At 69.9% G+C, this 22,755-nt stretch carries 19 protein-coding genes; 14 read left to right on the top strand and 5 right to left on the bottom strand.

The features are described 5' to 3' along the window. Positions 1-154: 154 nt before the first annotated feature. The 6 genes from ACFYXH_RS21760 to ACFYXH_RS21735 all read left to right on the top strand — a co-directional run bounded on the left by ACFYXH_RS21760 (position 155) and on the right by ACFYXH_RS21735 (position 8,775). Complete coding sequence (locus tag ACFYXH_RS21760) at positions 155-712, top strand: 2Fe-2S iron-sulfur cluster-binding protein (RefSeq protein ID WP_389565335.1); 558 nt, start codon at positions 155-157, stop codon at positions 710-712. Then, a complete protein-coding gene (locus ACFYXH_RS21755; RefSeq protein WP_389565332.1) occupies positions 709-1,701 on the top strand; it encodes an FAD binding domain-containing protein in 993 nt (330 codons plus the stop codon). The genes ACFYXH_RS21760 and ACFYXH_RS21755 overlap by 4 nt, the downstream gene beginning before the upstream one ends. After that, on the top strand, positions 1,698-3,878 hold the full coding sequence (locus ACFYXH_RS21750; RefSeq protein WP_389565328.1) for a xanthine dehydrogenase family protein molybdopterin-binding subunit: 2,181 nt from the start codon (positions 1,698-1,700) through the stop codon (positions 3,876-3,878). The genes ACFYXH_RS21755 and ACFYXH_RS21750 overlap by 4 nt, the downstream gene beginning before the upstream one ends. After that, positions 3,871-5,019: an XdhC family protein gene (locus ACFYXH_RS21745; RefSeq protein WP_389565325.1), complete on the top strand. Its 1,149-nt coding sequence runs from the start codon at positions 3,871-3,873 to the stop codon at positions 5,017-5,019. The genes ACFYXH_RS21750 and ACFYXH_RS21745 overlap by 8 nt, the downstream gene beginning before the upstream one ends. Before the next feature lie 681 nt (positions 5,020-5,700). Next, a complete protein-coding gene (locus ACFYXH_RS21740; RefSeq protein ID WP_389565322.1) occupies positions 5,701-7,233 on the top strand; it encodes a SpoIIE family protein phosphatase in 1,533 nt (510 codons plus the stop codon). Between the two features lie 948 nt (positions 7,234-8,181). Further along, on the top strand, positions 8,182-8,775 hold the full coding sequence (locus tag ACFYXH_RS21735; protein WP_389565320.1) for a serine hydrolase: 594 nt from the start codon (positions 8,182-8,184) through the stop codon (positions 8,773-8,775). A gap of 207 nt (positions 8,776-8,982) precedes the next feature. Here the strand turns inward: ACFYXH_RS21735 and ACFYXH_RS21730 are convergent, their stop codons facing one another. Both ACFYXH_RS21730 and ACFYXH_RS21725 read right to left on the bottom strand, forming a co-directional pair. Further along, positions 8,983-9,543, bottom strand: coding sequence for a GNAT family N-acetyltransferase (locus ACFYXH_RS21730; RefSeq protein ID WP_389565317.1), 561 nt, complete (start codon positions 9,541-9,543; stop codon positions 8,983-8,985). Positions 9,544-9,929: 386 nt separating this feature from the next. Next, positions 9,930-10,442, bottom strand: coding sequence for a PadR family transcriptional regulator (locus ACFYXH_RS21725; RefSeq protein ID WP_389565312.1), 513 nt, complete (start codon positions 10,440-10,442; stop codon positions 9,930-9,932). 55 nt (positions 10,443-10,497) lie between these two features. Between ACFYXH_RS21725 and ACFYXH_RS21720 the strand changes: the two genes are divergently transcribed. Then, positions 10,498-11,157, top strand: coding sequence for a cysteine hydrolase family protein (locus ACFYXH_RS21720; RefSeq protein ID WP_389565309.1), 660 nt, complete (start codon positions 10,498-10,500; stop codon positions 11,155-11,157). Between the two features lie 407 nt (positions 11,158-11,564). Here the strand turns inward: ACFYXH_RS21720 and ACFYXH_RS21715 are convergent, their stop codons facing one another. Continuing rightward, the gene (locus tag ACFYXH_RS21715) at positions 11,565-11,858 is read right to left on the bottom strand and encodes a hypothetical protein (protein WP_389565306.1); all 294 of its coding nucleotides are present in this window, start codon (positions 11,856-11,858) and stop codon (positions 11,565-11,567) included. Between the two features lie 557 nt (positions 11,859-12,415). On the opposite strand from ACFYXH_RS21715, the gene ACFYXH_RS21710 reads away from it, so the two are divergent. Then, entirely contained in the window at positions 12,416-14,305 is a 1,890-nt protein-coding gene (locus tag ACFYXH_RS21710; RefSeq protein ID WP_389565303.1) for a hypothetical protein, read from the top strand. Positions 14,306-14,646: 341 nt separating this feature from the next. Here ACFYXH_RS21710 and ACFYXH_RS21705 read toward each other — a convergent pair whose 3' ends face one another. Then, positions 14,647-15,543 carry a serine hydrolase gene (locus ACFYXH_RS21705; RefSeq protein WP_389565301.1) on the bottom strand — a complete coding sequence of 299 codons (897 nt, stop codon included), beginning with the start codon at positions 15,541-15,543 and terminating at the stop codon, positions 14,647-14,649. A 947-nt stretch (positions 15,544-16,490) separates the two neighbouring features. Next, positions 16,491-17,297 (bottom strand): sensor histidine kinase, encoded by an 807-nt coding sequence (locus ACFYXH_RS21700; RefSeq protein ID WP_389565298.1) that lies wholly within the window; start codon positions 17,295-17,297, stop codon positions 16,491-16,493. A 44-nt stretch (positions 17,298-17,341) separates the two neighbouring features. Between ACFYXH_RS21700 and ACFYXH_RS21695 the strand changes: the two genes are divergently transcribed. The 6 genes from ACFYXH_RS21695 (at position 17,342) to ACFYXH_RS21670 (ending at position 22,715) form a co-directional block, all read left to right on the top strand. Next, positions 17,342-17,539, top strand: a complete 198-nt coding sequence (locus ACFYXH_RS21695) for a hypothetical protein (protein WP_389565295.1) — start codon at positions 17,342-17,344, stop codon at positions 17,537-17,539. Further along, positions 17,488-18,312, top strand: coding sequence for a trypsin-like serine peptidase (locus ACFYXH_RS21690; protein WP_389565292.1), 825 nt, complete (start codon positions 17,488-17,490; stop codon positions 18,310-18,312). Before ACFYXH_RS21695 ends, ACFYXH_RS21690 begins: the two co-directional genes overlap by 52 nt. Before the next feature lie 328 nt (positions 18,313-18,640). Further along, positions 18,641-19,135, top strand: a complete 495-nt coding sequence (locus ACFYXH_RS21685; protein ID WP_389565289.1) for a hypothetical protein — start codon at positions 18,641-18,643, stop codon at positions 19,133-19,135. Positions 19,136-19,525: 390 nt separating this feature from the next. Then, the gene (locus ACFYXH_RS21680; RefSeq protein WP_389565287.1) at positions 19,526-20,149 is read left to right on the top strand and encodes a DUF4255 domain-containing protein; all 624 of its coding nucleotides are present in this window, start codon (positions 19,526-19,528) and stop codon (positions 20,147-20,149) included. Beyond that, positions 20,146-20,877: a hypothetical protein gene (locus ACFYXH_RS21675; RefSeq protein WP_389565284.1), complete on the top strand. Its 732-nt coding sequence runs from the start codon at positions 20,146-20,148 to the stop codon at positions 20,875-20,877. The genes ACFYXH_RS21680 and ACFYXH_RS21675 overlap by 4 nt, the downstream gene beginning before the upstream one ends. Positions 20,878-20,891: 14 nt before the next feature. Next, a complete protein-coding gene (locus tag ACFYXH_RS21670; protein WP_389565281.1) occupies positions 20,892-22,715 on the top strand; it encodes a phage tail sheath family protein in 1,824 nt (607 codons plus the stop codon). Positions 22,716-22,755 lie beyond the last annotated feature (40 nt).

Raw genomic sequence — 22,755 nt, 5'->3', positions numbered from 1 at the left:
CCGGTTAGGTCCACCATAGCGGCAGATCCGACCAGTGCGGCGGACCGGTGCCCCTCGTCACTGGTTCATTCACCAGCATCGCCCTCGCCCTCCCGGACTGTCTGCCGGGATCGTCTCGTTCGACGCGCATCAGCAATGCGAAAGAAGGCTGATCATGGCCCCATCGACGTCCAGCGCCATCACCCTGAACATCAATGGCGAGAAGTACACGCTGCCCGTCGACCACCGCACCACCCTGCTCGACGCCCTGCGCGAGCATCTCGATCTGACCGGTACCAAGAAGGGCTGTGACCAGGGCCAATGCGGCGCCTGTACGGTGCTGATCGACGGGCGCCGGGCCGTTTCCTGCCTTCAGCTCGCGGTCGCGGCCGAGGGGCGCGCGATCACCACCATCGAAGGCGTGGCCGATGGTGAGCGGCTGCATCCGGTGCAGCAGGCCTTTCTCGACCTCGACGGCTATCAGTGCGGGTACTGCACACCGGGACAGATCTGTTCGGCCATCGCCGTGATCGAGGAACACGCGGCGGGCTGGCCGAGCGCCGTGACCGACGATGTCCGGCCCGAAGCGGGAGTGCCTGCGCTCACCGCCGAAGAGATCCGCGAGCGGATGAGCGGCAACCTGTGCCGCTGTGGCGCCTATGTGTCGATCGTGCAGGCGGTCGCGCGGGCGGCAGAGGCGGCAGAGGCCGAGGTCAAGGAGGCGGCGGCATGAGGGAATTCGGCTACGAACGCGCCTTCGACATCTCCGGAGCGGTCGCCCTGCTCGGCGCCGACCCCGATGCCCGCTTCCTCGGCGGCGGCACCAACCTCGTCGACCTGATGAAGGCCGGCGTGGAAAGGCCCGCGCTGCTCATCGACGTGACCGAACTTCCTCTCGACGGAGTGGAGTTCACTCACGACGGTGGGCTGCGCATCGGCGCGACCGTCACCAACAGCGATCTCGCGGCGCACCCCGAAGTACGGCGTCGCTACCCGGCGTTGGCGCAGGCCGTCCTGGCCGGGGCCTCGGGACAGCTGCGCAACATGGCCACGGTCGGCGGGAATCTGCTCCAGCGGACCCGCTGCGGCTACTTCACCGACCTCAGCAAACCGTGCAACAAGCGTGTCCCCGGCAGCGGTTGCCCCGCCCTCACGGGCGAGCACCACAACCACGCGATCCTCGGTGCCTCCGATCACTGCGTCGCCACCCATCCCTCGGACATGGCGGTCGCGCTCGCCGCCTTCGACGCCGTCATCTCGTACGAAACGGCGGACGGGCCGGGCGAGTTGCCGATAGCCCAGTTCTATCTGCCCGTGGGCGACACCCCGCACATCGAGACCGCCCTTCCGCCCGGCGCGCTGATCACCGGCGTCACGCTGCCGCCGGCCCCGGTCGCCGCCCACTCGCGGTACCGGAAGGTGCGCGAGCGCGCCTCGTACGCGTTCGCGATCGGCTCGATCGCCGCCGCGCTCGACCTCCAGGACGATGTCGTACGCGAAGTGCGCCTCGCGTTCGGGGCGGTCGCATCCCGGCCGTGGCGGGCCCGTGCGGCCGAGCGGGTGCTGATCGGCGGCCCGGCGAGCGCGGAGTCGTTCGCCGCCGCGGCGGATGCCGAACTGGCGGCCGCCGAGGCGCTTCCCGAGAACGGATACAAGGTGACGCTGATACGCAACCTCGTCGTGGCCGTGCTGACCGAACTCACCGAGGAGGCAACCCGATGACGACGCCGACGACGCCGACCACGACGACCAAAATCGCCGCCGTGACGGGAGCCGTCGGCTCCGCCCACGCCCGGGTGGAGGGCCGCGACAAGGTCACCGGGGCGGCCCGCTACGCCGGAGAGATACCCTTCGCCGAACTCGCCCACGGCTGGCTGGTGTTGTCGACCGTGGCCCGTGGCCGTATCCGCTCCGTGGAGGACGCCCCCGTCCTGGCCATGCCCGGCGTCCTGACCGTGCTGCACCACCAGAACGCGCCGCGCGTCGACACCGAGTATGTAGGCATGCTGGGGCGGCCGAACCCGGTCCTCGGGATCTTCCAGCACGACCGGGTGCCCTTCGTGGGCTGGCCGGTGGCTTTGGTCGTGGCCGAGACGTCCGAGCAGGCCAGGGAGGCCGCCGAGGCGCTGGTGGTCCGATACGACGAGGAGCCGCACGACGTCGCGTTCTTCGCCGGACGTTCCGGTGCGTACACGCCGGAGAACACCCCGATGGTCCAGGCCGAGACGGAGAAGGGGGACGTAGAGGCCCAACTCGACGCTTCCGCCGTCGTCGTGGACGAGGAGTACACCACACCGGAGGAACACCACAACGCGATGGAGCCACATGCGGCGACGGCTCGCTGGGACGGCGGCCGGCTCGACGTCGTCGACTCCAACCAGGGCAGCACCTGGGTGGCGAGCGAACTCGCGCAGCTCTTCTCCCTCGATCCGGCCTCCGTACGGGTGCGGTCCGAACACGTCGGCGGCGGCTTCGGATCGAAGGGTCTGAGCCCGCACCAAGTGGCCGCCGTGATGGCCACGACCGTCCTCCATCGCCCGGTCCGCGTCGTACTGACCCGCCGTCAAATGTTCTCCCTCGTCGGTTTCCGCAGCCCCACGGCGCAGCGGATCAGGCTCGGCGCCGACGCCGACGGCCGGCTGCGCGCGCTCGACCACCAGGCGCAGAGTCTTACGTCGACCGTGCATGAATTCGTCGAGACGAGCGCCGCGATGGGGCGCGTGATGTACGACGCCGACGCGCATCACACCCTTCACCGGCTCGTACGGCTCGACGTGCCGACCCCGGCCTGGATGCGCGCACCGGGCGAGGCACCGGGATCCTTCGCCCTCGAATCCGCCCTCGACGAACTGGCCGAGAAGTGCGGCATGGACCCGATCGCGCTGCGCGCACGCAACGAACCCGAGACGGGTCCCGTGTCCGGGCTGCCGTTCAGCAGCCGCAATGTGCTCGCCTGCTTCGAGGAGGGCGCTCGCAGGTTCGGCTGGACGGACCGGGACCCGCGTCCCGGGCTGCGCCGTGAGGGGCGCTGGCTGCTCGGGACCGGGACGGCGGCGGCCACCTACCCCTCGGGAGTCGGCCCGTCCACGGCGGCCGTGACCGCGGACTCGGACGGAACCTTCACCGTGCGGATCAACGCGGCGGACATCGGGACCGGGGCACGGACCGCGATGACCTTGGTCGCCGCGGACGCGTTGGAGGTGGATCCGGACCGCATCCGTGTGCGCATCGCGGACAGCGACCTCGGCCCGGCGATGTTCGCCGGCGGCTCGATGGGCACCCGCTCCTGGGCGTGGGCGGTGACGGTCGCGGCGGACGAACTGCGGGAGCGACTGGCCGTGGGAGGCGGCATTCCGCCGGAGGGGATCACCGCCCGGTCGAACACCGCCGAGGCCATCGGCGCCCTCGCGCAGAAGGAACGGCACTCCTTCGGAGCACACTTCGCGGAGGTCGCGGTGGATGTCACCACCGGTGAGGTGCGCGTGCGACGGCTGCTCGGCATCTACGCCGCGGGTACCATCGTCAACCCGCTCACCGCCCGCAGCCAGTTCATCGGCGGAATGACCTGGGGGCTGTCCATGGCCCTCCACGAGGAGGCGATCAGGGACCAGGCCTCCGGCGGCCACGTCGGCGCCGACCTCGCCGGCTATCACTTCGCCGCGCACGCCGACGTGCCGCTCATCGAGGCGGACTGGGTGGACGACCCCGCCCCGGACGACCCGGTCGGGATCAAGGGCATCGGCGAGATCGGCGTCGTGGGCGTCGCCGCCGCGATCGCCAACGCGGTGTGGCACGCGACCGGCGTACGCCACCGGGACCTGCCGATCCGACCGGACCGCGTCCTGCGGGCGGCGGACGAAGCCCGACGTCGGGCGGCGGAGGGAGCCCGGAGTGCTTGACATTGCCGAGGAGTTGAACCGCTGGTTCGATCAGGGCCGGGACTTCGCCGTCGCCACCGTCGTGGCCGCCCGCGGCAGCGCGCCGCGCGGTCCCGGCGCCGCCCTGGCCGTCGACAGTCACGGCACCGCCATCGGTTCCGTCTCCGGCGGTTGCGTGGAAGGGGCGGTGTACGACCTGTGCGTCCAGGCGCTCCAGGACGGCCGGACGGTGCGCGAGCGGTTCGGATACAGCGACGAGGACGCCTTCGCGGTGGGACTTACCTGCGGCGGCGTCATCGAAGTCCTGGTCACGGCGGTGCGCGCGGACGCGCCGGTGTTCCAGGCAGGGGTCGCGGCCGCGGACCGAGGAGAGGCGGCGGCCCTCGCCCGGGTGGCCCGGGGCCCGGGAGAACTGCTCGGCGGGGCGCTGCTCGTCTACCCCGACGGATCGTACGAGGGCAGCCTCGACGGACATCCGGAACTGGACCGGACGGCGGCGGAGGAGGCCCGCGCGATGCTGGACACCGGCCGCACGGGCACCATCGAGATCACGGAGGACGGGTCGCGATGCCCGGGCGGCGTGACGCTGTTCGTGGAGTCGAGGGTGCCGCCGCCCCGGATGATCGTCTTCGGCGCCGTGGACTTCGCGACGGCGCTCGTACGGGCGGGCAAGTTCCTCGGCTACCACGTGACCGTGTGCGACGCCCGGCCGGTCTTCGCCACCCGCGTCCGGTTCCCCGAGGCCGACGACGTCGTGGTCGACTGGCCGCACCGCTACCTCCGGCGCACCGCAACCGACGAACGAACCGTCCTGTGCGTGCTCACCCATGACGCCAAATTCGACGTTCCTCTGCTGGAGACGGCCCTGCGGCTGCCGGTCGCGTTCGTCGGCGCGATGGGCTCGCGCCGCACCCATGAGGACCGCAACCGGCGCCTGCGCGAAGTCGGCGTCACCGACCGCGAGTTGGCCCGCCTGCGCTCCCCGATCGGCCTCGACCTCGGCGCCCGCACCCCCGAGGAGACCGCCCTGTCCATCGCGGCGGAGATCGTCGCGGCGCGCCGGGGCGGGACGGGGGTTCCGCTGACCGGTTCAGGGACTCCCATTCACCATGACGTGGACGGGAGGGAGGAGGGCGAGGGCCGCTCCCGAGCCGCGGCGTGACCCGGTTCGGATGGAAGGCGTCGCGGAGTCCGAGAAACCGTGGTCGGCCTCGCCCTGCTCAGGGCCGCTGAAGTCCACGTCGTGGGTGGCCGAGAGGCAGCTCAGACCCCCTCGGGCGGTCGGGAACCCGGAGCCGAGTCCGCCAGCCAGCCACACGGCCTGAGCCGTACTCGTCCTGGCCACCGCGCAGCAGCTGCAGCCCGCTGTGGCGCACGCCGGGGCGCCTCGGCCTACGGCAGACGTACGGGGATCGCGATGCAGCGCATCCCGGCCGCGTGTGCTGTGGCAGCAGCCGGGGCGGCGGCGTCCAGGACCACGCAGTCGGCCGCGGACACTCCCCGGCGGCTACTCGCCGGCGCGCCGCCTCCAGGAGACCGGGACGGCCTGCGAGATCGCGGCAACGCTCGAGGACCTTGTCACAGCTGAGCGGGCGAGCTCGCCATGCCAGAGCAGGCACGATGCTTCAGACGGCCGCAGCACCCTGCGGCGGCCGGAGGCCGCTACGCGGGGCCCTCTCGGGCAGCCGAGTCGCCCGGCTGCCGGGCTCGCGACTGCCATAGCTGCGGGAGCAGCCCCTAGCGGAGACGATGGGGGGAGGCAGGGCCACGCAAGCCGAGCCGCGGGCTCGGGTAGCGCCCTGACACCACTGGGTGGCGGCGTGTGCAGTGAGGAGAGCCTGGGATGTGTGCAGCCGAGTCCTTGCGGAGCGGTCCCGACACGGCGGGCGTCGCTCCGACCGCGTCTGGTGGCCTCCTCGATGTGCTCAGCGTGGCGGCCGTTCTCATTGACGCCGAGGGCAGGATCGATCTCTGGAGCCCGCAGGCGGAGGACCTGTTCGGCTACAGCGCCGAGGAGGCCCTCGGCGAGTTCGCGGGCCGCCTGCTGATCCATGAGGAGCACCTGGAGGCGGTGCTGGAGCTGTTCGCCCAGGTCATGGCGGGTGGTGGCAGCTGGGCCGGAGTCTTCCCCGTCCGGCACAAGGACGGCAGCACGCGGCTGGTGGAGTTCCGCAACATGCGGCTGCTGGACGACCAGGGGGACTACTACGCCCTGGGGCTGGCCACGGATCAGGCAACGCTACGGCAGGTCGAACGGGACCTGGCATTGTCCGCCCGACTGGTGTCCCAGTCGCCGATCGGACTGGGTGTACTGGACACTGACCTTCGGTACGTCTCGGTCAACCCGGCGGAGGAGCGGATGAACGGCGTGCCTGCCGCCGAGCATGTGGGCCGGCACGTCCATGAGGTGCTTCCCTTCTTGGACGAGTCCTTCGAAGCGACGATGCGCGCGGTTTTGGATACTGGCACCCCGGTCGTGGACCAGTACACAGTCGGCCGCACTCCAGCCGACCCGGACAACGAGCATGCCTGGTCGATCTCTTTCCACCGGCTCGAAGCGCCCAACGGGAAGGTGCTGGGGGTGGTGACCTCCAGCGTGGACGTCACCGAGCGGCACCGTGCCGTCCAGGAACAACGCCGCACCGTGCTCACCCTCCAGCACAGCCTGCTACCCCGCTCGCCACCGCAGCGGCCGGGGCTGGCTGTCGCCTCCCGGTACCAGCCGGCCCTGGCGGCCAGCGAGATCGGCGGCGACTGGTTCGACGTCATTGCGCTCGGTGGCGACAAGACCGCCCTCGTCGTCGGTGATGTCATGGGCAGCGGCGTCAGCGCCGCCGCCAGCATGGGCCAGCTCCGCACCGCCACCCGCACCTTGGCCGGCCTCGACCTCGACCCCGCCCAGGTCCTCCAGCAACTCGACCACATTACCGAGGACCTGGAGCAGGACACGATCGCCACTTGCGTCTACGCCGTCTACGACCCGCACAGCGCGCAGTGCCGCATCTCCCTCGCCGGCCACCTGCCCCCTGCTCTCCTCCGCCTGGACGGAGAGCACGAACTGCTCAAGCTGCCCACCGGAACCCCGCTGGGCGTCGGCGACGTCGACTTCCGCACCACCACACTGGCCCTGCATCCGGGCGATCAGCTCGTCCTGTACACCGATGGGCTGGTCGAGAGGCGCGACCAGCCCATCGACGCATGCCTGGACACCCTGCTCGCCCTCCTGGACGACCCCCATCGCTCCTTGGACGCAACCTGCGAGCTGCTCCTGCACACACTGCGCCACCCCGGCGACCACGACGACGTCGCGCTGCTCATCGCCCGAGTCCTGCCCTCCGTGCTCAGCCGCGATGGCACAGAGCCGCCCGTGGCCTGAGAACTCCAAGGGAACGTGCCTGCCCCGAGACCGGCAGCACGTGCGGCAAGTTCCACAGCGGCTGGCCCCTTCCAGCCCTGCGCATTCCCCAGGAACGCGCCACCGCGCTGGATCAACTCGTCGTCACCAGCGCGGACGGTGAACACCTTCCCGTCCGCACCCGCAACCGCCACGACCCGCGCCGTGTCGAGCTACGCTGCCCGCCTTGAGAAATCGGCCCCTGCACCCTGTGCGCGACCCCCATGCACCGCAACGGCCCAAGCTGCGGCAACATCTGCCCCACCTGCAGAACAGTCCTCACCTTGCACGACATAGCGGCGCGGGGCAGGTGCAGAGGGCCGGGCAGCGATCGGCCTTCGTTTCGTCCCAAAGGTCGTCAGGTGGAGGTCTGCGGTGAGCGCTTTTGCGCCTTTGGGAGAGACCTCGCCGGGATGCGGCGCACCTCACCCCGGAAAAGACTATGGGCAGATTTTCAGTGTCAGTTGCCGCCCGCTTGTGCGATTGAGGTTCCCAATGAATCCGCTTGGTGCTGCCTGTTCGTCCCAGGGGATAGAACAGGAGCCTGTCCCGCCCGCCCCGGGCAGACACGGCGAGGCCTGCGCGGGCCGGGGGCGGATACCGCGGTCGCTGGCATGCTCAGCTGCGGGCATACTGCTCACGGGCTGCTTCGCTGCCGGTCAGAACGCAGCCGGTGACCGGGGTGGACGCCCCACGGCGCAGCACCAGACGCCGGTGACGTCGGGGAACGGGAAGCCGGCCAAAGCGCCGCCAAGCAGCCCCGGCACACGGGCGCCGGCCCCGACGGATGTGAACAGTGTGCTCGCCCGCTCTCTCGAACCGGTCCGAACGCGAAGCGGCGCTCAGGTGTCGGTCGCTGTTCTGGAGCCCCGGAACGGTCGGCGGGCGGTGTACGGCTCACAAGGGCACGTCACCGCGAGCCTGGTGAAGGTGGATATTCTGGCGACCCTGCTGCTGAGTGCCCAGCGCGAGAGACGGTCGCTCACCCGGTGGGAGGTATCGACCGCCGCTTCGATGATCCAGAGCAGCGACAACGCCGCCGCCAATGCCCTGTGGCAGCGTATCGGCGGCGGCCACGGACTCACTGAGGCCAACAGGACCCTGGGGTTGACCTCCACCCAAGCGGGGCCAGGCCCACAGTGGGGCCTCACCCAGACCACCGCGGCAGACCAGCTGGCCCTGCTGTCCGCCGTGTTCGACGACCATTCACCGCTGAATCGAGCCTCACGCGACCTGATCCAGTCCTTCATGGGCCAGATAGACGCCGACCAGGACTGGGGGGTGTCCGCGGCAGGCAGCCGTTGGCAACTCAAGAACGGCTGGCTGCCGCGCCCCCACTCCCAACGCTGGGAAATCAACAGCATGGGGCGGGTCAAGGCACACGGGAGCACGTTCTACCTCGTGATCCTCTCTCACGGCAGCCCGAGCATGTCCCAGGGCATCTCCGCCGTGGAGCAGGCAGCGCAGTCGGCCGTACATGTCCTTTGCAGCACGCCCCCTCCTGTGTCCCCGATCATCCGCTGACCTCAGCCCAGCCGGCCCGAGGCCGCATCCCCTGCTTGCGGAGAAGGAGGACCTGGTGGGCGATCAACTGCCGTCCGCCCAGCAGCTTCTTGCCGTTGGAGCGAACAGAGATGATCTCGTCCCACCGGCACGAGCAGTTGCATATGAGGCGGTGTTCGCGACCCTCGACGAGCTTGACGCCCCTGCGCCCCACATTGCGTCAGGAGCTCAAGACGCCCGCTTGCCCGCCCGCCACTCCGGTGCAAGCACCGACCAGACCTCCTCGTCGTGCCGCTTCCCCCGGTACAGGTAACTCTCCCGCAGCACGCCGTCTTTCGTCATCCCGAGCCGCCCCGCCACGGCGATGCTGGCCTCGTTCGCCGCCGAGACCCACCACTCCACGCGGTGGATGCCCCGCTCCTCGACGGCCCAATCGATGATCACGCGCGCGGCCCGGGTCACCAGCCCCTTGCCCACCGCCGACGGCTCCAGCCAGCAGCCCGCCTCGGCGGTGCCCTGCTCGACGTCCATCCTCCGGAAGAGGACCGCGCCGACCAGCTTGCCGTCCGTCCAGATGCCGTAGAGCCGCCCGGCGTCGGCTGCGGCCTTCTCCGCGTACGCCTGGAGGAACGCCCGGCTCGACTCCAGGTCCGTTACGACGTCCGGTAGCGCGTTGTGCTGCCCGATGAACTCCCGACCTCGGTCCACGTGGGTCAGGAACTCCTCGGCCCGCCACGGTTCGAGCGGGCGCAGCTCGGCCCCGTCGTCGCCCAGGGATATCGCGTACATCGTCACCCTTCCACGGTCGGAACCAGCACACACGACGCGAAGGGATCTTCTCACGGGCGGCGTCACGGGCGACTGCGACGGCGTGGCACTCCGGCGGTCCGATGCCTCTGGCCGGTCCAACGGCCGAGACCGGTGCTCCCGCTTCGGCAGCAGCGGCTCGAACGGCGCACTGGATCATTGCCCGGGACCGCTGAGGCAGGGCTTCGTAGTCGCGTGCCAGGCGGACCTGACCGCGGACCGCCCCGGTGCCCCTGCGGATGATCCGCAGCAGGCGCCGTCCCTCGTCATCGTCGATCTCACGGACACGCACTCGCTCTGCCAACCGCACACCTTCGCGGAAAGGGGGAGCGTCCGGAGCCCGGACCGGGCGGTCTTCTGAGGCGACATCATGCCAGCGTCTCCCGTAGCCAGGACCGTTCCGCGCGGCTGGTGGCGCGGGCGATGACGAGCATGCCCCGGCGGTACGGGTCGTCCGTGTCATCAGCGCCCAGTGGGCGGTCACCATCGTGGAAGAAGCTCGCAGGCTGTTCCAGGAATTCCAGCCGTCGGCGCAGCACCGCGTGCTGGTCGGCGGCGTCGGGAAGCTGGGAGAGGAAGGCCAGGATCGTGAAGTACCGGGTGCTGTCGCTGATGTCCAGTGTGTCGGGCTCTCGAAGCCGGCGCAGCAGCTCGGTGCGGCCGACGGCGGTCAGGCTCAGGGTGTGCCGCTGAGCGGCCGAGACGCCTGGCTCGGTCCGCCGGTCCAACAGCCCGGCGTTGACAAGGCGGTTGATCGCCGGATAGAGGCTGCCGTCGCTGACCGGTCGGGAGTGGCCGGACAAGTGCGCTATCCGGCGGCGCAGTTGGTATCCGTGCAGTGGCCCGTCGGCCAGAAATCCCAGGATCGCGAGTTCGAGCATACTGCTACTCTCGCACATCGAAACGAGGTACCTCGAATCGATGCATGGGGTGGGAATGACGTATACCGAGGAATGGGTGACCGCGCGGGCGCGTGACGCCTACGAGCACGGCCGGGCATCGTTCGAAGTGCGGCCCGAGTGCTCAGCTCTGCTGGTCATCGACATGCAGGACGAATTCACCCGGCCCGGTTGGAGCCCCTACTGGGTGCCGGCGGCCACCCGGATGGCGCCAAGGCTGCGCCGGCTGGTTGAGGCATGCCGGGCCGTCTCGGTCCCGGTGATCTGGACCATCTTCGACGACACGCACCTCGGACTGGACCGGCCGCACGCCCTGCGATACCTCCCGCACGCCGACACCGTCTGGCACAGGCCGGGCCCCGCCGAGGTGTGGGAGGAGATGGACCACCGCGCCGACGAGGTCCTGATCCGAAAGCCCTCCTATGGCGCGTTCTACGACACCCCGCTCGACACAACGCTGCGAAACCTCGGCCGCGACACAGTGATCGTCACGGGAACGCTCACCAACTACTGCTGCGGCACCACAGCCCGACAGGCATACGAACGCGGTTACAAAGTCGTGTTCGGATCCGACGTCACAGCCACCGACGACGAGTCCCGGCAGGAGTCAGAACTCGCCGTACTACGCAAAGGCTTCGCACTGGTGCTCACCGCCGATGAGATCACGAACCAGTTGACCGGAAACGCCTCCAGATGAGGACCCGGCAAACGTAGCCTGATGCGGCATTAGTGGGCATTTGCAGGCAAGTTGTAGTCGCACTGTGAGTCACACGTGACTGGGCCCACCGGCTCAGGCTTCAGCACAGCTCCACGATCCCCCCGAACCGTCAGCAAGTTGCTGACGTCGACTGCGAAGCTCCCGAGACTCCCCCATGCGAACCCCGCCGGTGCTGCCGCACTTGTCGCGCCGTCCCGGCGACAGGCCGTGCCACGCGAACGACAGCAACACGCGGACCGGAGGGAGCGACTGGCCGGGGCAGCCAGTGGTGCGGTCGGCCGCCGAGTCCAGACGCTGATACACCTGGTCCGATCGATGACGCGGTGGCGGCGGCGCTCGCCCGGGAACAGACGGCAGCCCGGCGGCGAGGAAGAGCCTCGTGCGGTTCACCAAGTCTGGTCGGCTGCCTCCCGGTCCTGTTGGCCGGCCAGCTCGCCTTGCACGAACGGGTCACTCGCAGGGTCGTAGGGCCCGTCGTGGTCCGCCAGGGTTTCCAAGATGCGCTGCCATTCCTCTTCCTCGGATTCCCTCCGCTCACGCTGCTCGTCTGCTGCGGAGCTCTCTTCCAGAGAGTGCTGTATGGCTCGGAGCGCGGCTTTGGCCTCGTGGTGTGTCATCCCAGTGGCCTGTTCACGAACGGAAGACCACGCGGCTCTGGCCGAAGGGATGGGCTCGTCCATGTCTGATGTGTCTCGTTCGGGGAGTACACGGGAGCGAGAAGGATTGGTCATGTTGTTCCCAGCGTTGTCGAGTTGCGGAGTGCAGGTCTGTCCGGAGACGGGCGAAGGTGTACGTAGTGGCTGTTGTCCGCTGACCCGGGTCGCTATTCCTGCGGGGAGGGACCGGCGACGCCGTACTGCAGTTGAAGGCGTCATTCCGCGCATGGCCGTGCTCTTCGCCGGGCCGAGTGTGGCTCGTCAGCGCTGGATACGTCAGAAGCCATGAGAGCGCGAGCCGACGCCTGGCGCGGCAATCAAGCTCGCGTTCGGCAGCCGCCGTGGAGGGCGCGATCTTTGCTGTTGTATGCAGTGCTGCCGACCGGTCGAGAGCTACGCCGTCCACCGAGCGACCGGTGTCTGGCCCGGGGATGGCAGCGGTGGCTGGGACCAACGAGTTCGCAAGAACTGAAGGGTGCACGTGACCAACAACGCCCCGCGAGGCATGACCGCCGCAGTCGGGGGGTAACGAAGAGCTGCTCCTGTCAACCGGCCGCCGAACAAGGGATAGGAAGGCAACCGTGACGCAGCACGATCCGCCGGACGGATGGAGTCCGCAGGAGCGGCGGATGTGGGAGGCGTACCGGCGCGGCACGTGGTGCGACGACGCGCCCGAGGTCGGCGGCGACAGCCTCCGCAGGCTGCTGATTTCCGCGCCTCCGCCCCACCCCGGCTGCCAGGCCCGCCTCCGGCTGCGCGACACGCACGTGACGGGAGACGTCGACCTCGCCGAGGTCACCGTGCTTGGATCGATCCGTCTGCACGGATGCCGTTTCGACGAGATGCCTTGCCTCGACGGCGCTCAGCTCGAAGCCCTGGAACTCACCAACTGCGAGTTGCCAGGGGTGAGCGCGCTCGGCACCCGCATCACTCAGGAGTGCGAGATCGTTGCCTGCACGGTCACAGACACGCTGGACCTGCGCTCCCTCACCGTCGGCAATTGGCTGTCCCTCAAGGACACATCGGTACGCCCGCCGGACGGCCGAGCCGCGATCGACGCACAGTCCGTCGCCGTGGGAGAGGACCTCTATGCCCCCGGCCTGCAGTGCACGGGGCCGGTCTACCTGAACAGTGCGCGGATACAGGATGTCCTGGTGCTCGGCGGCGCGCGCATCAACGGCTCGGGCGCATACCTTCAGGCACCCGAACTCACCGTGGGCGGCGGGCTGTACCTGGGCCGGGGGTTCGCCTGCACCGGCATGGTCAATCTCTATGGGGCGTCAGTGGGCGGCTCGGTCTCGCTGGGCGACAGCACCCTCGCTCCCCACGTGCCCGGTCGGCAGGCTTTGCACCTGGCGTGCGCGGAGATAGGAGGCGATATCGAGTCGGTCGGGGGCGGCCTGACCGTGCACGGTCCCGTCGACCTCCGGGATACCTCGGTACGGGGCAGCGTCGTCCTCAGGGGCGCCCGGTTCCACAACCCCTCCGAATCGGGTCTCGCGCTCAACGCGGCCCGTCTGCGCGTCGGCGGCGACCTCGACCTCCGGGGCGGTCTCGTCGCGTACGGCACAATCGACCTCTGCGACGCCCGCGTCGGCGGTTCCGTTCTCCTTGAGGGCGCCGACCTCACAGCCCACGACAGTCAGCCCGCCTTGCGCGGCAACGGAATCGAGACCGGCGGCGTGCTCAATCTGTGCGACGGATTCACGGCGCACGGCAGGATCTCCCTCAACAGTGTCACGGTCCGCAGCCGCATCTGCTTCGACGACGCCGCCCTCGACGTACCCGCCGGCGGAACGGCGCTGTCCTGCCGAGGATCATCCGCGGCCACGCTGTCGCTGCACACCCGTGAGGCATCGGCCGGCATCATCGATCTGCGGCAGAGCAGATTCGGGATGCTGCGCGACGATCCCGCCGCCTGGCCCGCCGGACTTGTCCTCGACGGAGCCGTCTACGACAGCGTCCAGCCCGCTCTTCCGGCCCGCACTCGTCTGCCCTGGCTCGGCCGCGACCCTGCCGGCTTCGTCCCTCAGCCCTACGAGCAGCTCGCCGCCACCTGCCAACGCCAGGGCCAGGACGCCGAGGCCCGCACCGTACTCGTCGCAAAGCACCGCAGCATGCGCCCCACGCTGACGCCGCCGGCCCGGCTGTGGAGTCTCCTCCAGGACGCGACGGTCGGCTACGGCTACCGCCCCATGCGTGCAGTGGTGCTCCTGCTGGGCTTCCTGACCCTGGGAACGGCACTGTTCACTGCATGGCCCCCGACGGTGGTGGGGGACGGCAAGGCACCGCACTTCCAGGCGGCCATCTACACACTCGACCTGCTGCTGCCCCTTGTGGACCTGGGCCAAGAACGCTCCTACGCCCCGGACGGCGCCCTGCAGTGGGCGGCCGTCGTATTGATCGGCACGGGCTGGCTCCTCGCGACCACGGTCGCAGCCGGCGCGGGACGGGTGCTGCGCCGCACCTAACGGGCTCGTGCGTGGTTGGCGCCGGCGCCTCGACCGCGCGCTCGCTTTGATCGACCCGGTCGCGCCGACGCCACGGGGTTCCCGTTCTTCCCACGTGTCGGCCAGCACTCCGAGGTGGTTCTTCTTAAGCGTCCACGATGTCAGTCGGCGCCGCAGGTGCGGTCCTCTGGCGCGGGGGCGGCGGGGTGATCTCCGCGCAGTGCCGGCGCAGCGCCGCGTCGACGATCCCCTCTCATCCAGGCTCGAGTCGTGGCGGCGGTCACAGAGAGCCTGTCGGGCGGCGGCGTACTACCTGGGCGAGCAGATGCGAGCAGCGCCCTCTCCACTTGCCGCTGCGGAGCCTAGGAAGCCGTCGGGACCGTCGGCGAGGTCAGGTCGCGGTTGATGATGCGTGCAGCGCCTTCGATGGTGGCGATGCCGTCGTTCATCGAGCGGTTGCCGTGGGAAAGCACGACGATCCCGTACTCGTGACCTCCGCCGGTGAACGCGCCGATGCTGTGCACCCGCCAGCCCTTGGTCGCACGCGGCAACCAGCCGTTCTTCAGATGGACCGTCGCCGAGCCGGGTACCCCGGCCGACACCCCCCACCGCTGGTCGGGGACGACTCGGTTCATCAGGCCGAGGGCGTAGGCGCGTGTGTTCCGGTCGAGGACCGAGTTGTCCGAGGTGAGCAGCCGCAGCAGTTTGAGCTCGTCACTCGCAGTGATCTGGGTGCGCCCCCAATATCCCTTCGGCCCCGCAACGGTGTCCCGCATTCCCGCCAGGGTCAGGAAGTGCTGGATGCCCTTGCGGCCGATCTGTCGCCACAGAGCGGACGTCGCGTCGTTGTCCGACTTGGTGATCATGGCGGTGGTCAGGTCCACCTCGTGCGGTGTGAGGCTGCGGTGCTCCTCCATGGCCAGCCGCAACAGAGCTCCGAGCACCGTGACCTTTACCACACTTGCCGAATCGAATGTCGCGTCGGCTTTGTACGTGCAGGAGGTTGCCGTGGGCCGGTCGTAGAGCGCGAGCGCGGAGGAGCCCTGGCGCCCGTGGAGTGCGCCGGCGATGTCCTTCGACAGTCGGCCCGCCAGCCCCGGCAGCCGCGAAGTGCACGTGACCTGCGCGCCGCCGACCGTTGCGCTGGCGGTGCCCGCCTCGGCCGGGGCGGCCGTCGCGAGCGCAGCGAGCGTTGTCCCGGCAACCAGGACCGTGGCCAGGCCTCGCCGCGCGCGGCGCGATATATGCGTTCCGAGCATGAAAATTCCGTCCCGCTCCGTGTCTGCGATCACGTCGGCAGCCCGGCCGCGATCGGTTTTACGAGTTCGACGCCCTGCAAGTGCCGACGGGCTTTGGCCGCTGTCTCGTCGCAGGACGTGGATGCCACCCCGCGAGGCCGGCGCGGCAGAGCGCAGAACGGGACGCGGTGCAGGAGCCCCGGGCCGGTTCACCGGCGGGCAGCCTGACGAGCGTCCCGGTCCCCGAACACCGGTGACCTTACAGGGGCGGGGGCGAGAACAACACGAAGAAGATGCAGAATTGTCCGTTTTGCACCTTTTGCTCGTGTGTGATGCTTGTCAACCTACTTCGTGTGGCCGGGCTTCGGGCTCCTTCCTCTCTGACCTCGCACGGCTTCAGGGGCTATGCGGCACGCGCCGCTGCCCTCCTCACCGCCCTGGGTCACGACCGCCCTGGCCTCGACCACTACCCGGAGTGGGCTCCCTTGGGCGAGGTCCTGACAACCCCGGCCAATCTCATCGGCTGCAACTGGCCTGCCGAAGAACGCGACTTCGAGGAACACCGTGAGTCGACAGTCGTCGAGGTCTTCCAACACTGTGCGCGCGGGTGTGCTCGGCCCGGGCACGAACCCGCTTGGGCGAGCGGTTGTGCTCCTGCCTCCCGTCGAGCAACTCCTCACCCGGGGAGCGGCGGTGCGGCATGATCCGCCCGGTCCCTGGACAGCCGCCATCAGCGATCACCGTCGTCTTTGCCGACCACGGCCCTGGGCGCCACATTCCTCCGATACGGAGTGTCGCCCTGCGCAGGAAGTCTCACGGGACCTGTGTCTCTCCCGATGTCCCGCACTGCTCCGGCGGACGTGGACCGCCTACCGCGACACTGAGGAGACCGGCGAAGGCGCACGGTTCTTGCACCACAAGGACGGCCGCCGCGCTCTGCGTCTCGCAACACCTGTCACACACCAGGATCAGACAGCGCCGCAGTCGATGGTGGGGAATCGGGCGACCAGGCGTGCTCCACGGTCGCTGTCGGCGATTTCGACCGTGCCGTGGTGGAGCACGGTGATGTGCTGGGCAATTGCGAGGCCCAGGCCGGCCCCGCCGGTCTGCTGCGTGCGGGCTTCATCGACGCGTGTGAAGCGTTCGAAGACGCGGGCGCGGTCTTCGGGCGGGATGCCTGGACCGTCGTCGAGAACCTCGAGAACGGCGAGGTGGTGCTCGGCGTCGTGGCTGACGCTGACGGTGATGGAGCGGGCGGCGTGGCGCTCGGCGTTGTCGAGGAGGTTGCCCAGCACGCGCGCGATAAGGGTGGCGTGGCCGTCGACGACGGATGCGTCCGGGCCGGTGGTGGTGGTCAATGTGAGGTGGGCGGGTGGACGGCGGCCGGCGGTTTCCGCGCGTACAGGCTGGTGGAGATCGACCGGCTGGCAGGAATGCCGGAAGGTGGCGTGGGCGTCCAGACGCGCGAGGAGCAGCAGGTCCGTGGTGAGACGCTGCAGGCGCATCGTGTCTCCCAGCGCGTCGTTCACGACGCGCGGCCAGTCGGCATGCTCCGGCAGGGCCAGAGCGATCTCGAGCTCGGCGCGTAAGGCCGCCAGAGGTGTGCGCAGTTCATGAGAGGCGTCGGCTGTGAAACGGTGCTGCTGGTTGACTGCGCCCTGCAAGCGGTCAAGCGTCGCGTTCATGGTCCGGGCCAGCCGGCTGATCTCGTTCTCCGCGCCGGGGACTGGAACGCGCCGGTCGAGGTGGTGAGCGCTCAGCTCGGAGAACCTCATCCGGATGGCCTCCACCGGCCGGAGCACCCGCCCGGCTGCGAACCATGCACTCGCCGATCCGACACGCCGCAGCGTTCGCGGCAGCCCTGCTGCTCTCCGCCGGGCTCGCCCCGGCAGCCTCCGCCGACGGCCCCCCGGCCGGGCCGAATCCGGTCGCCGTCCAGCTCAACGTCTACTGGACCCAGCCCGGATGGCGGGCGCACTGCCCGGCGACACCGGCAAAGGCTCCGAGACCGGACTGACGACCCCAGCCGCCTCCCCCACGGTGGACGGGCCTCGGCCGGGCGAGTACATCCCGCCCAGCAAGAGCTTCGACGGGATCCCCCAGGCCGGCACCTTCTTCTGGACCGACGCCACCGGCACCGGGCGCACCTGCAGCGGCTCTGTGGTGCGCAGCCCCGGCCACGACCTGGTGCTCAGCGCCGGGCACTGCCTGAAGGGCTACTCCGGCACTTCCCCCAAGCGCAACCTGGGCTTCGTGCCGCAGTACCACGACGGCCTCAAGCCCTTCGGCATCTTCCCGATCAGGAACAACGGCGTCTACGTCCCGCAGCAGTACTACGACCGGGGCGAGCACGCCGGGGCCGAGTACGACTTCGCCTTCGCGGTCACCGAGCCCAACCAGGACGGGACGCGGCTCCAGGACGCGGTCGGTGGGGTGCGGCTGCTCACCGGGACGGGGTACTTCCACGCCCCGGTGCGGATGATCGGGTATCCGGCGAAGGCGCAGAAGCCGCTGGAGTGCTGGAGCTGGACCACCAAGTGGGCCAGCGACGACCCGGCCGACCCGGGCACTTTCCCGCGCATCGCCTGCGACGCCTTCGTCGGCGGGACCAGCGGCGGGCCGATGCTGGTGCCGTGGCCAGGCGGCTGGGCGGTGATCGGGGTCATCGGCGGCTACCACACCGGCGGCAACACCCCCCAGGTCTCCTACAGCTCCTACTTCGGCGCCGCCACTCATGCCCTCTACCGCGCCGCGATCGCCGGCGACCCGCCCGCAGGCCCGACTTCCTGAGCCTCAAGCAGCAAAGCCTCATGTCCGCAGCACAGCCCCTTTCGCCGCGGCGGCGAGCAGCGACTCAACCCGATCGGCGGTTGTCGACGGACGTGACTGATGCGGTCACGGTCCTTTTCGCGGCCGGACGCCACGCCGATCGAGACGCCACCAGATACCTCGGCTTACCCGTGCGGGGCCGGGAGCCTCCGCCGCCGGCAGGCGAGGCGGCGAGAGACGGCCGAATGGATGAACCAGGCATTTTTGATGTGTTTGGTAATTGACGCTACATCACACAATGGCAATTCTGAGGCGCACTCAAGGATCCATTTTCATGAGGGGAGGAAGAATGCTTTCCGTTTCAAAGTGGGGTGTGGTGGCGACAACGGCGGCCTCGCTGGCAGCTCTCGCGGGTTCTGCCTCTGCATTCCATGACCCGTACTCCCTGGACAGGGGCATGGGAAGAGTGCGCACAGAGGCCATCCGACTGACGTCGACGAGTACGGGAACCACGGTGGTCGACAACGGTACATCCGGACCCGGGATCGGCGATCAGATCATCATCAGCGCGAACCTCTTCCGCAACGGTGCCGACTATGGCACCGAGGGGGCGGTGTGCACTCGAGTGGCAACAGACACCACCCTCTGCTCGGGCACCTTCAGCCTTCCCCGTGGACAGGTGTCATGGCAACACCTGAAGACCACCCCCATCGGCACCCCGCCCAGCGACTTCGACATCGCCATCACCGGCGGCACCGGTGCGTACGCCACTGTCCGCGGCTACGCTCACATCGCCCGCACCGCTGAGTCGGGCGGCGCCTTCACCCTCCATCTCGTGCACTGACCCCTCTCGCCACAGCACGCCCAGGGCTGAGCTTGTTCCTTAGCCCCATGCGGTTGTGAGCTCTGGCATGGAGCGCGAGGTCACCGAGGCCCGAACTGTGGACCCTTCAGATTTGGTGAACCCACGGAGGTTCGGGACGTACCGGCGCGAGATGAGGCCGGGTGTCTGACGGACCATGTGCCGTTGTCAGGAGAGCGGCTGTATCAGGCCCTGGTGTCCCGGCGCCGCCTCCGGCCCGGCAGTGGCCTGCGGATCCAGGGAGTGAACCAGGGATTTCCCGGAAGAGCCAGGGTGTCACCCGGCCCTAGCCTCGCAGGTGGTTGACCGGTCCGGCACACAGCTGTCGGGCAGCATCCGAGCCGCATCCGCACGATCAGGGGGGTGATCGCGGTGGGCAGTCCCGACGTGATCGGCGATGTGTCCGACATCCTGCTGAAGGTACTGACCGACTCGGTGCGCGAGCCCGGCTCCCAGCCCCAGGTGCGTCTCGTCGACCTCATCGGACAACGGCCGGACGGCAACGGGGGGCTCGGTCTCGAGCTCTTCCTCTACGAGGTCGCCGAGGACCCCAGCGCACGCAACCGCGGCCCCCGCCACACAGTGGTGGAGGACCCGGTCACCGGCGCGGTCCGCAAGGAACGCCGCAGGGCCGACATGGCCCTGTTGCTGCGCTATCTGCTCGTCCCGACCGGCGGCACCCCCGATGCCCAGCAGCGGATGCTCGGCCGGGCGATGCGGGCGCTGTACGACGACGCCATCCTGCAGGGCCCGTTGCTGGTGCCGGCCGCGGAGAGCAACAGCGTGGCCGAGGCCGGGGAGTCGCTGAAGTTACGCCTGGCCCCGCTGTCGCTCGACGAGCGGGCGAAGGTGTGGTGGGCGATCTCGCAGCCGTACCGGCTCTCCCTCAACTACGAGGTGCGGGTGGTCAATCTGGCCTCCCGCGACATCACCGCGGAGACGGCCGTCACCAGCGGCGGCGTCGGCGTCGGACAGCGCGCGGGAGCCCGCCCGTGACGGCCGGCGGCGCGGCGGTGGACACCGTACGGATCGCACCGGGACCAGTCTGCCTGCTGCCGCTGGACGCCTTCACCGGGCGCGCGCCCGTCCTGCGGGTCACCGCCGTGGTCGAGCGGCGCCTGGCAGGCGGGCAGTGGGCCGCCGAGGACGACGTACCCGTGGTGACGACTCCGGGCGGCGCGATCGTGCTGCCGTCCCTGGCGAGTGCGCATCCGGCTCCCGCGCCGGGCGGCGTACAGCGGCTGCGGATCCGGCTCGTCTCGCCGTATCTGCTGGACGCGGAGCACCCGGGCGGCGTGGAGTTCGACGCCCCGGTATCGGCGGCGCCCGCGGTGACGCGGGTACGGCTGTATCCGCTGCCCGCCTACCCGTTCCCACCCGGAACCCGGCTGCTGCGCGGGCGGGTACGGCGTGGCGGGCCCACGGGTGCGGCCGTGGCCGGAGCGGCGGTCACCGGCCGGGCCCGTGCGGACGCGGGCTCTCTCCCGCGGGTCGCCGAGTGGGCGGAGTACGCGGCGACGGCATGGGACGGCGCCTTCCGGCTGCCGCTGCGGCGTCCCGGCAGCAAGCCGCAACTGCCCGGCCCGGATCCCGCCGCGCCCGAGGCCGAGTGGTTCACGGTCACGGCGCTCGCGGCTCCCGGCCAGGCCGGCGGCCCCGAGGCGTCGATCCATCTGACCGCGCAGGACATCAGCGGTACCGAGCAGCTCATCGAGATCCCGTAGCGGAGGAAGTCCCGATGCCCGAATATCTCAGCCCAGGCGTCTTTGTCGAGGAGATCTCCACCGGCCCGCGGCCCATCACCGGGGTGGCCACCAGCACCGCCGGCATGGTCGGGGTGACCGCCCGGGGTCCGGACTCGGGCAAACCCAAGCTGGTGACCAGCCTGTTGGACTTCCACCGGCTCTTCGGCGGCTTCCTGCCCCGGCCGAGCGACGCCGACGTCGCCGCCGCCGACGCGAACGGCATCCGGTGGTGGCTGCTACCGCTGGCGGTGAAGGGGTTCTTCGACAACGGCGGACAACGGCTCTACGTCAAGCGGATCGTGCCCCCGGCCGCAGGCAGCACCAAGGCCTCCGCGACTCTTGTGGACCAGGCCGCCCCGCCGGTGCCGGTCCTCGCCGCGGAGGCTGTGCAGGCGGGCGAGGGCGGCAACAGCCTGCATGCCGTGCTGCGGCTCGCGCGGTCTGCCACCTCCGCCGTGGTGGCGCCGACCGCGCCACCCGCGGGCGATCTCCCGGCCACCGTGACGATCGCCGGTCTGGGCGCGATCGATACCGGCAGCACGGTCCTCCTCGTCCCCGCCGACCGTACCCAGCAACCCAGTCTGCACACGGTCCTGAGTCACGCCCCCGACGGCGTCAACGTCACGCTCACCCTGGACCGCCCGCCCGCAGCCGCGGCCGTCGCGGGCGACACCCTCGTTCTGGCCGGCTTCCGGCTGGAGATCGTCGACGCGCCGCCCGGCGTCCCGCGGCAGACCCGGACGGTCCCCTCGGCGCTCAACCCACCAGCCGCCGATCTGGCGACGCTCGCTACGGCTGTCGGCGCGGACCCGGACGCGCTGCTCTCGTTCACGATCGGCGCCGATCCGCTGCCGTTCCTGGGCAGCGACATCTCCAGGACCGACCCGGGCCGGCCGCTCGCCACACTCGATCCGGCCGGCGGCGCCAGCGGCGCGGGCGGTCTCACGCCCGCCGACTACATCGGCGTGGACGGAGGAAGCGGGAACCGTACGGGCATCCAGGCGCTCGAGGACATCGACGAGGTGGCGATCTGCGCCGTGCCCGGCGTCTGGGAGCCGTCCGTCCTCGACGGACTCAACACGCACTGCGAGATCCTCGGCGACCGGTTCGCCGTGTTCGACGGGCCTCCGGCGGCCGACCTCGAAGCCATCAGGGACTTCCGCGCACCGCTGTCCACCGACCGGGCGGCCCTGTACTACCCCTGGCTCCAGGTGCCGAATCCGGCGGGTGCCGGTACGGCGAAGGCGCCGCCGTCGGGGCACATGATCGGCGTCTATGCCCGTACGGATGTGGAGCGGGGAGTCCACAAGGCACCGGCCAACACGGTGCTGCGCGGTATCGTCCCCGGCGCGGGTCTGGCCTCCGACGTCACCCGGCGCGAGCAGGACACCCTCAATCCCGTCGGGATCAACGTGCTGCGGGCCTTCCCCAATCTGGGCCAGCGGGTGTGGGGCGCGCGGACCCTGTCCGACGACACCCGGTGGCGGTACGTCAACGTCCGGCGGCTCTTCCTCTTCATCGAGGAGTCGCTCGACGAGGGACTGCAGTGGGTCGTCTTCGAGCCCAACGCCGAGCAGCTGTGGGCCTCGGTCCGGCAGAGCATCAGCAGCTTCCTGACCGAGGTCTGGCGGGCCGGCGCGCTGGCCGGCACCACACCGGAAGAAGCGTTCTACGTCGTCTGCGACCGGACCACGATGACCGAGGACGACCTCGCGCAGGGTCGCCTGGTCTGCCAGGTCGGGGTCGCCCCCGTCTTCCCCGCCGAGTTCGTGATCGTGCGGATCCAGCAGGCGACCCGCGAGTCGATCACGTCCTGAACACCCAGATCGCCGCGACCACTGAAAACGCTTCAACCGC

This window comes from Streptomyces sp. NPDC002730 (assembly GCF_042888805.1).
Lineage (GTDB): Bacteria > Actinomycetota > Actinomycetes > Streptomycetales > Streptomycetaceae > Streptomyces.
This window is presented reverse-complemented; position numbering and strand designations above follow the sequence as displayed.

Coding starts and splice junctions, on each gene's coding strand:
- ACFYXH_RS21760 (WP_389565335.1), top strand. CDS start 155: ATGGCCCCATCGACGTCCAGCGCCATCACCCTGAACATCAATGGCGAG.
- ACFYXH_RS21755 (WP_389565332.1), top strand. CDS start 709: ATGAGGGAATTCGGCTACGAACGCGCCTTCGACATCTCCGGAGCGGTC.
- ACFYXH_RS21750 (WP_389565328.1), top strand. CDS start 1,698: ATGACGACGCCGACGACGCCGACCACGACGACCAAAATCGCCGCCGTG.
- ACFYXH_RS21740 (WP_389565322.1), top strand. CDS start 5,701: ATGTGTGCAGCCGAGTCCTTGCGGAGCGGTCCCGACACGGCGGGCGTC.
- ACFYXH_RS21730 (WP_389565317.1), bottom strand. CDS start 9,543: ATGTACGCGATATCCCTGGGCGACGACGGGGCCGAGCTGCGCCCGCTC.
- ACFYXH_RS21725 (WP_389565312.1), bottom strand. CDS start 10,442: ATGCTCGAACTCGCGATCCTGGGATTTCTGGCCGACGGGCCACTGCAC.
- ACFYXH_RS21720 (WP_389565309.1), top strand. CDS start 10,498: ATGACGTATACCGAGGAATGGGTGACCGCGCGGGCGCGTGACGCCTAC.
- ACFYXH_RS21715 (WP_389565306.1), bottom strand. CDS start 11,858: ATGGACGAGCCCATCCCTTCGGCCAGAGCCGCGTGGTCTTCCGTTCGT.
- ACFYXH_RS21705 (WP_389565301.1), bottom strand. CDS start 15,543: ATGCTCGGAACGCATATATCGCGCCGCGCGCGGCGAGGCCTGGCCACG.
- ACFYXH_RS21700 (WP_389565298.1), bottom strand. CDS start 17,297: ATGAGGTTCTCCGAGCTGAGCGCTCACCACCTCGACCGGCGCGTTCCA.
- ACFYXH_RS21695 (WP_389565295.1), top strand. CDS start 17,342: ATGCACTCGCCGATCCGACACGCCGCAGCGTTCGCGGCAGCCCTGCTG.
- ACFYXH_RS21690 (WP_389565292.1), top strand. CDS start 17,488: ATGGCGGGCGCACTGCCCGGCGACACCGGCAAAGGCTCCGAGACCGGA.
- ACFYXH_RS21685 (WP_389565289.1), top strand. CDS start 18,641: ATGCTTTCCGTTTCAAAGTGGGGTGTGGTGGCGACAACGGCGGCCTCG.
- ACFYXH_RS21670 (WP_389565281.1), top strand. CDS start 20,892: ATGCCCGAATATCTCAGCCCAGGCGTCTTTGTCGAGGAGATCTCCACC.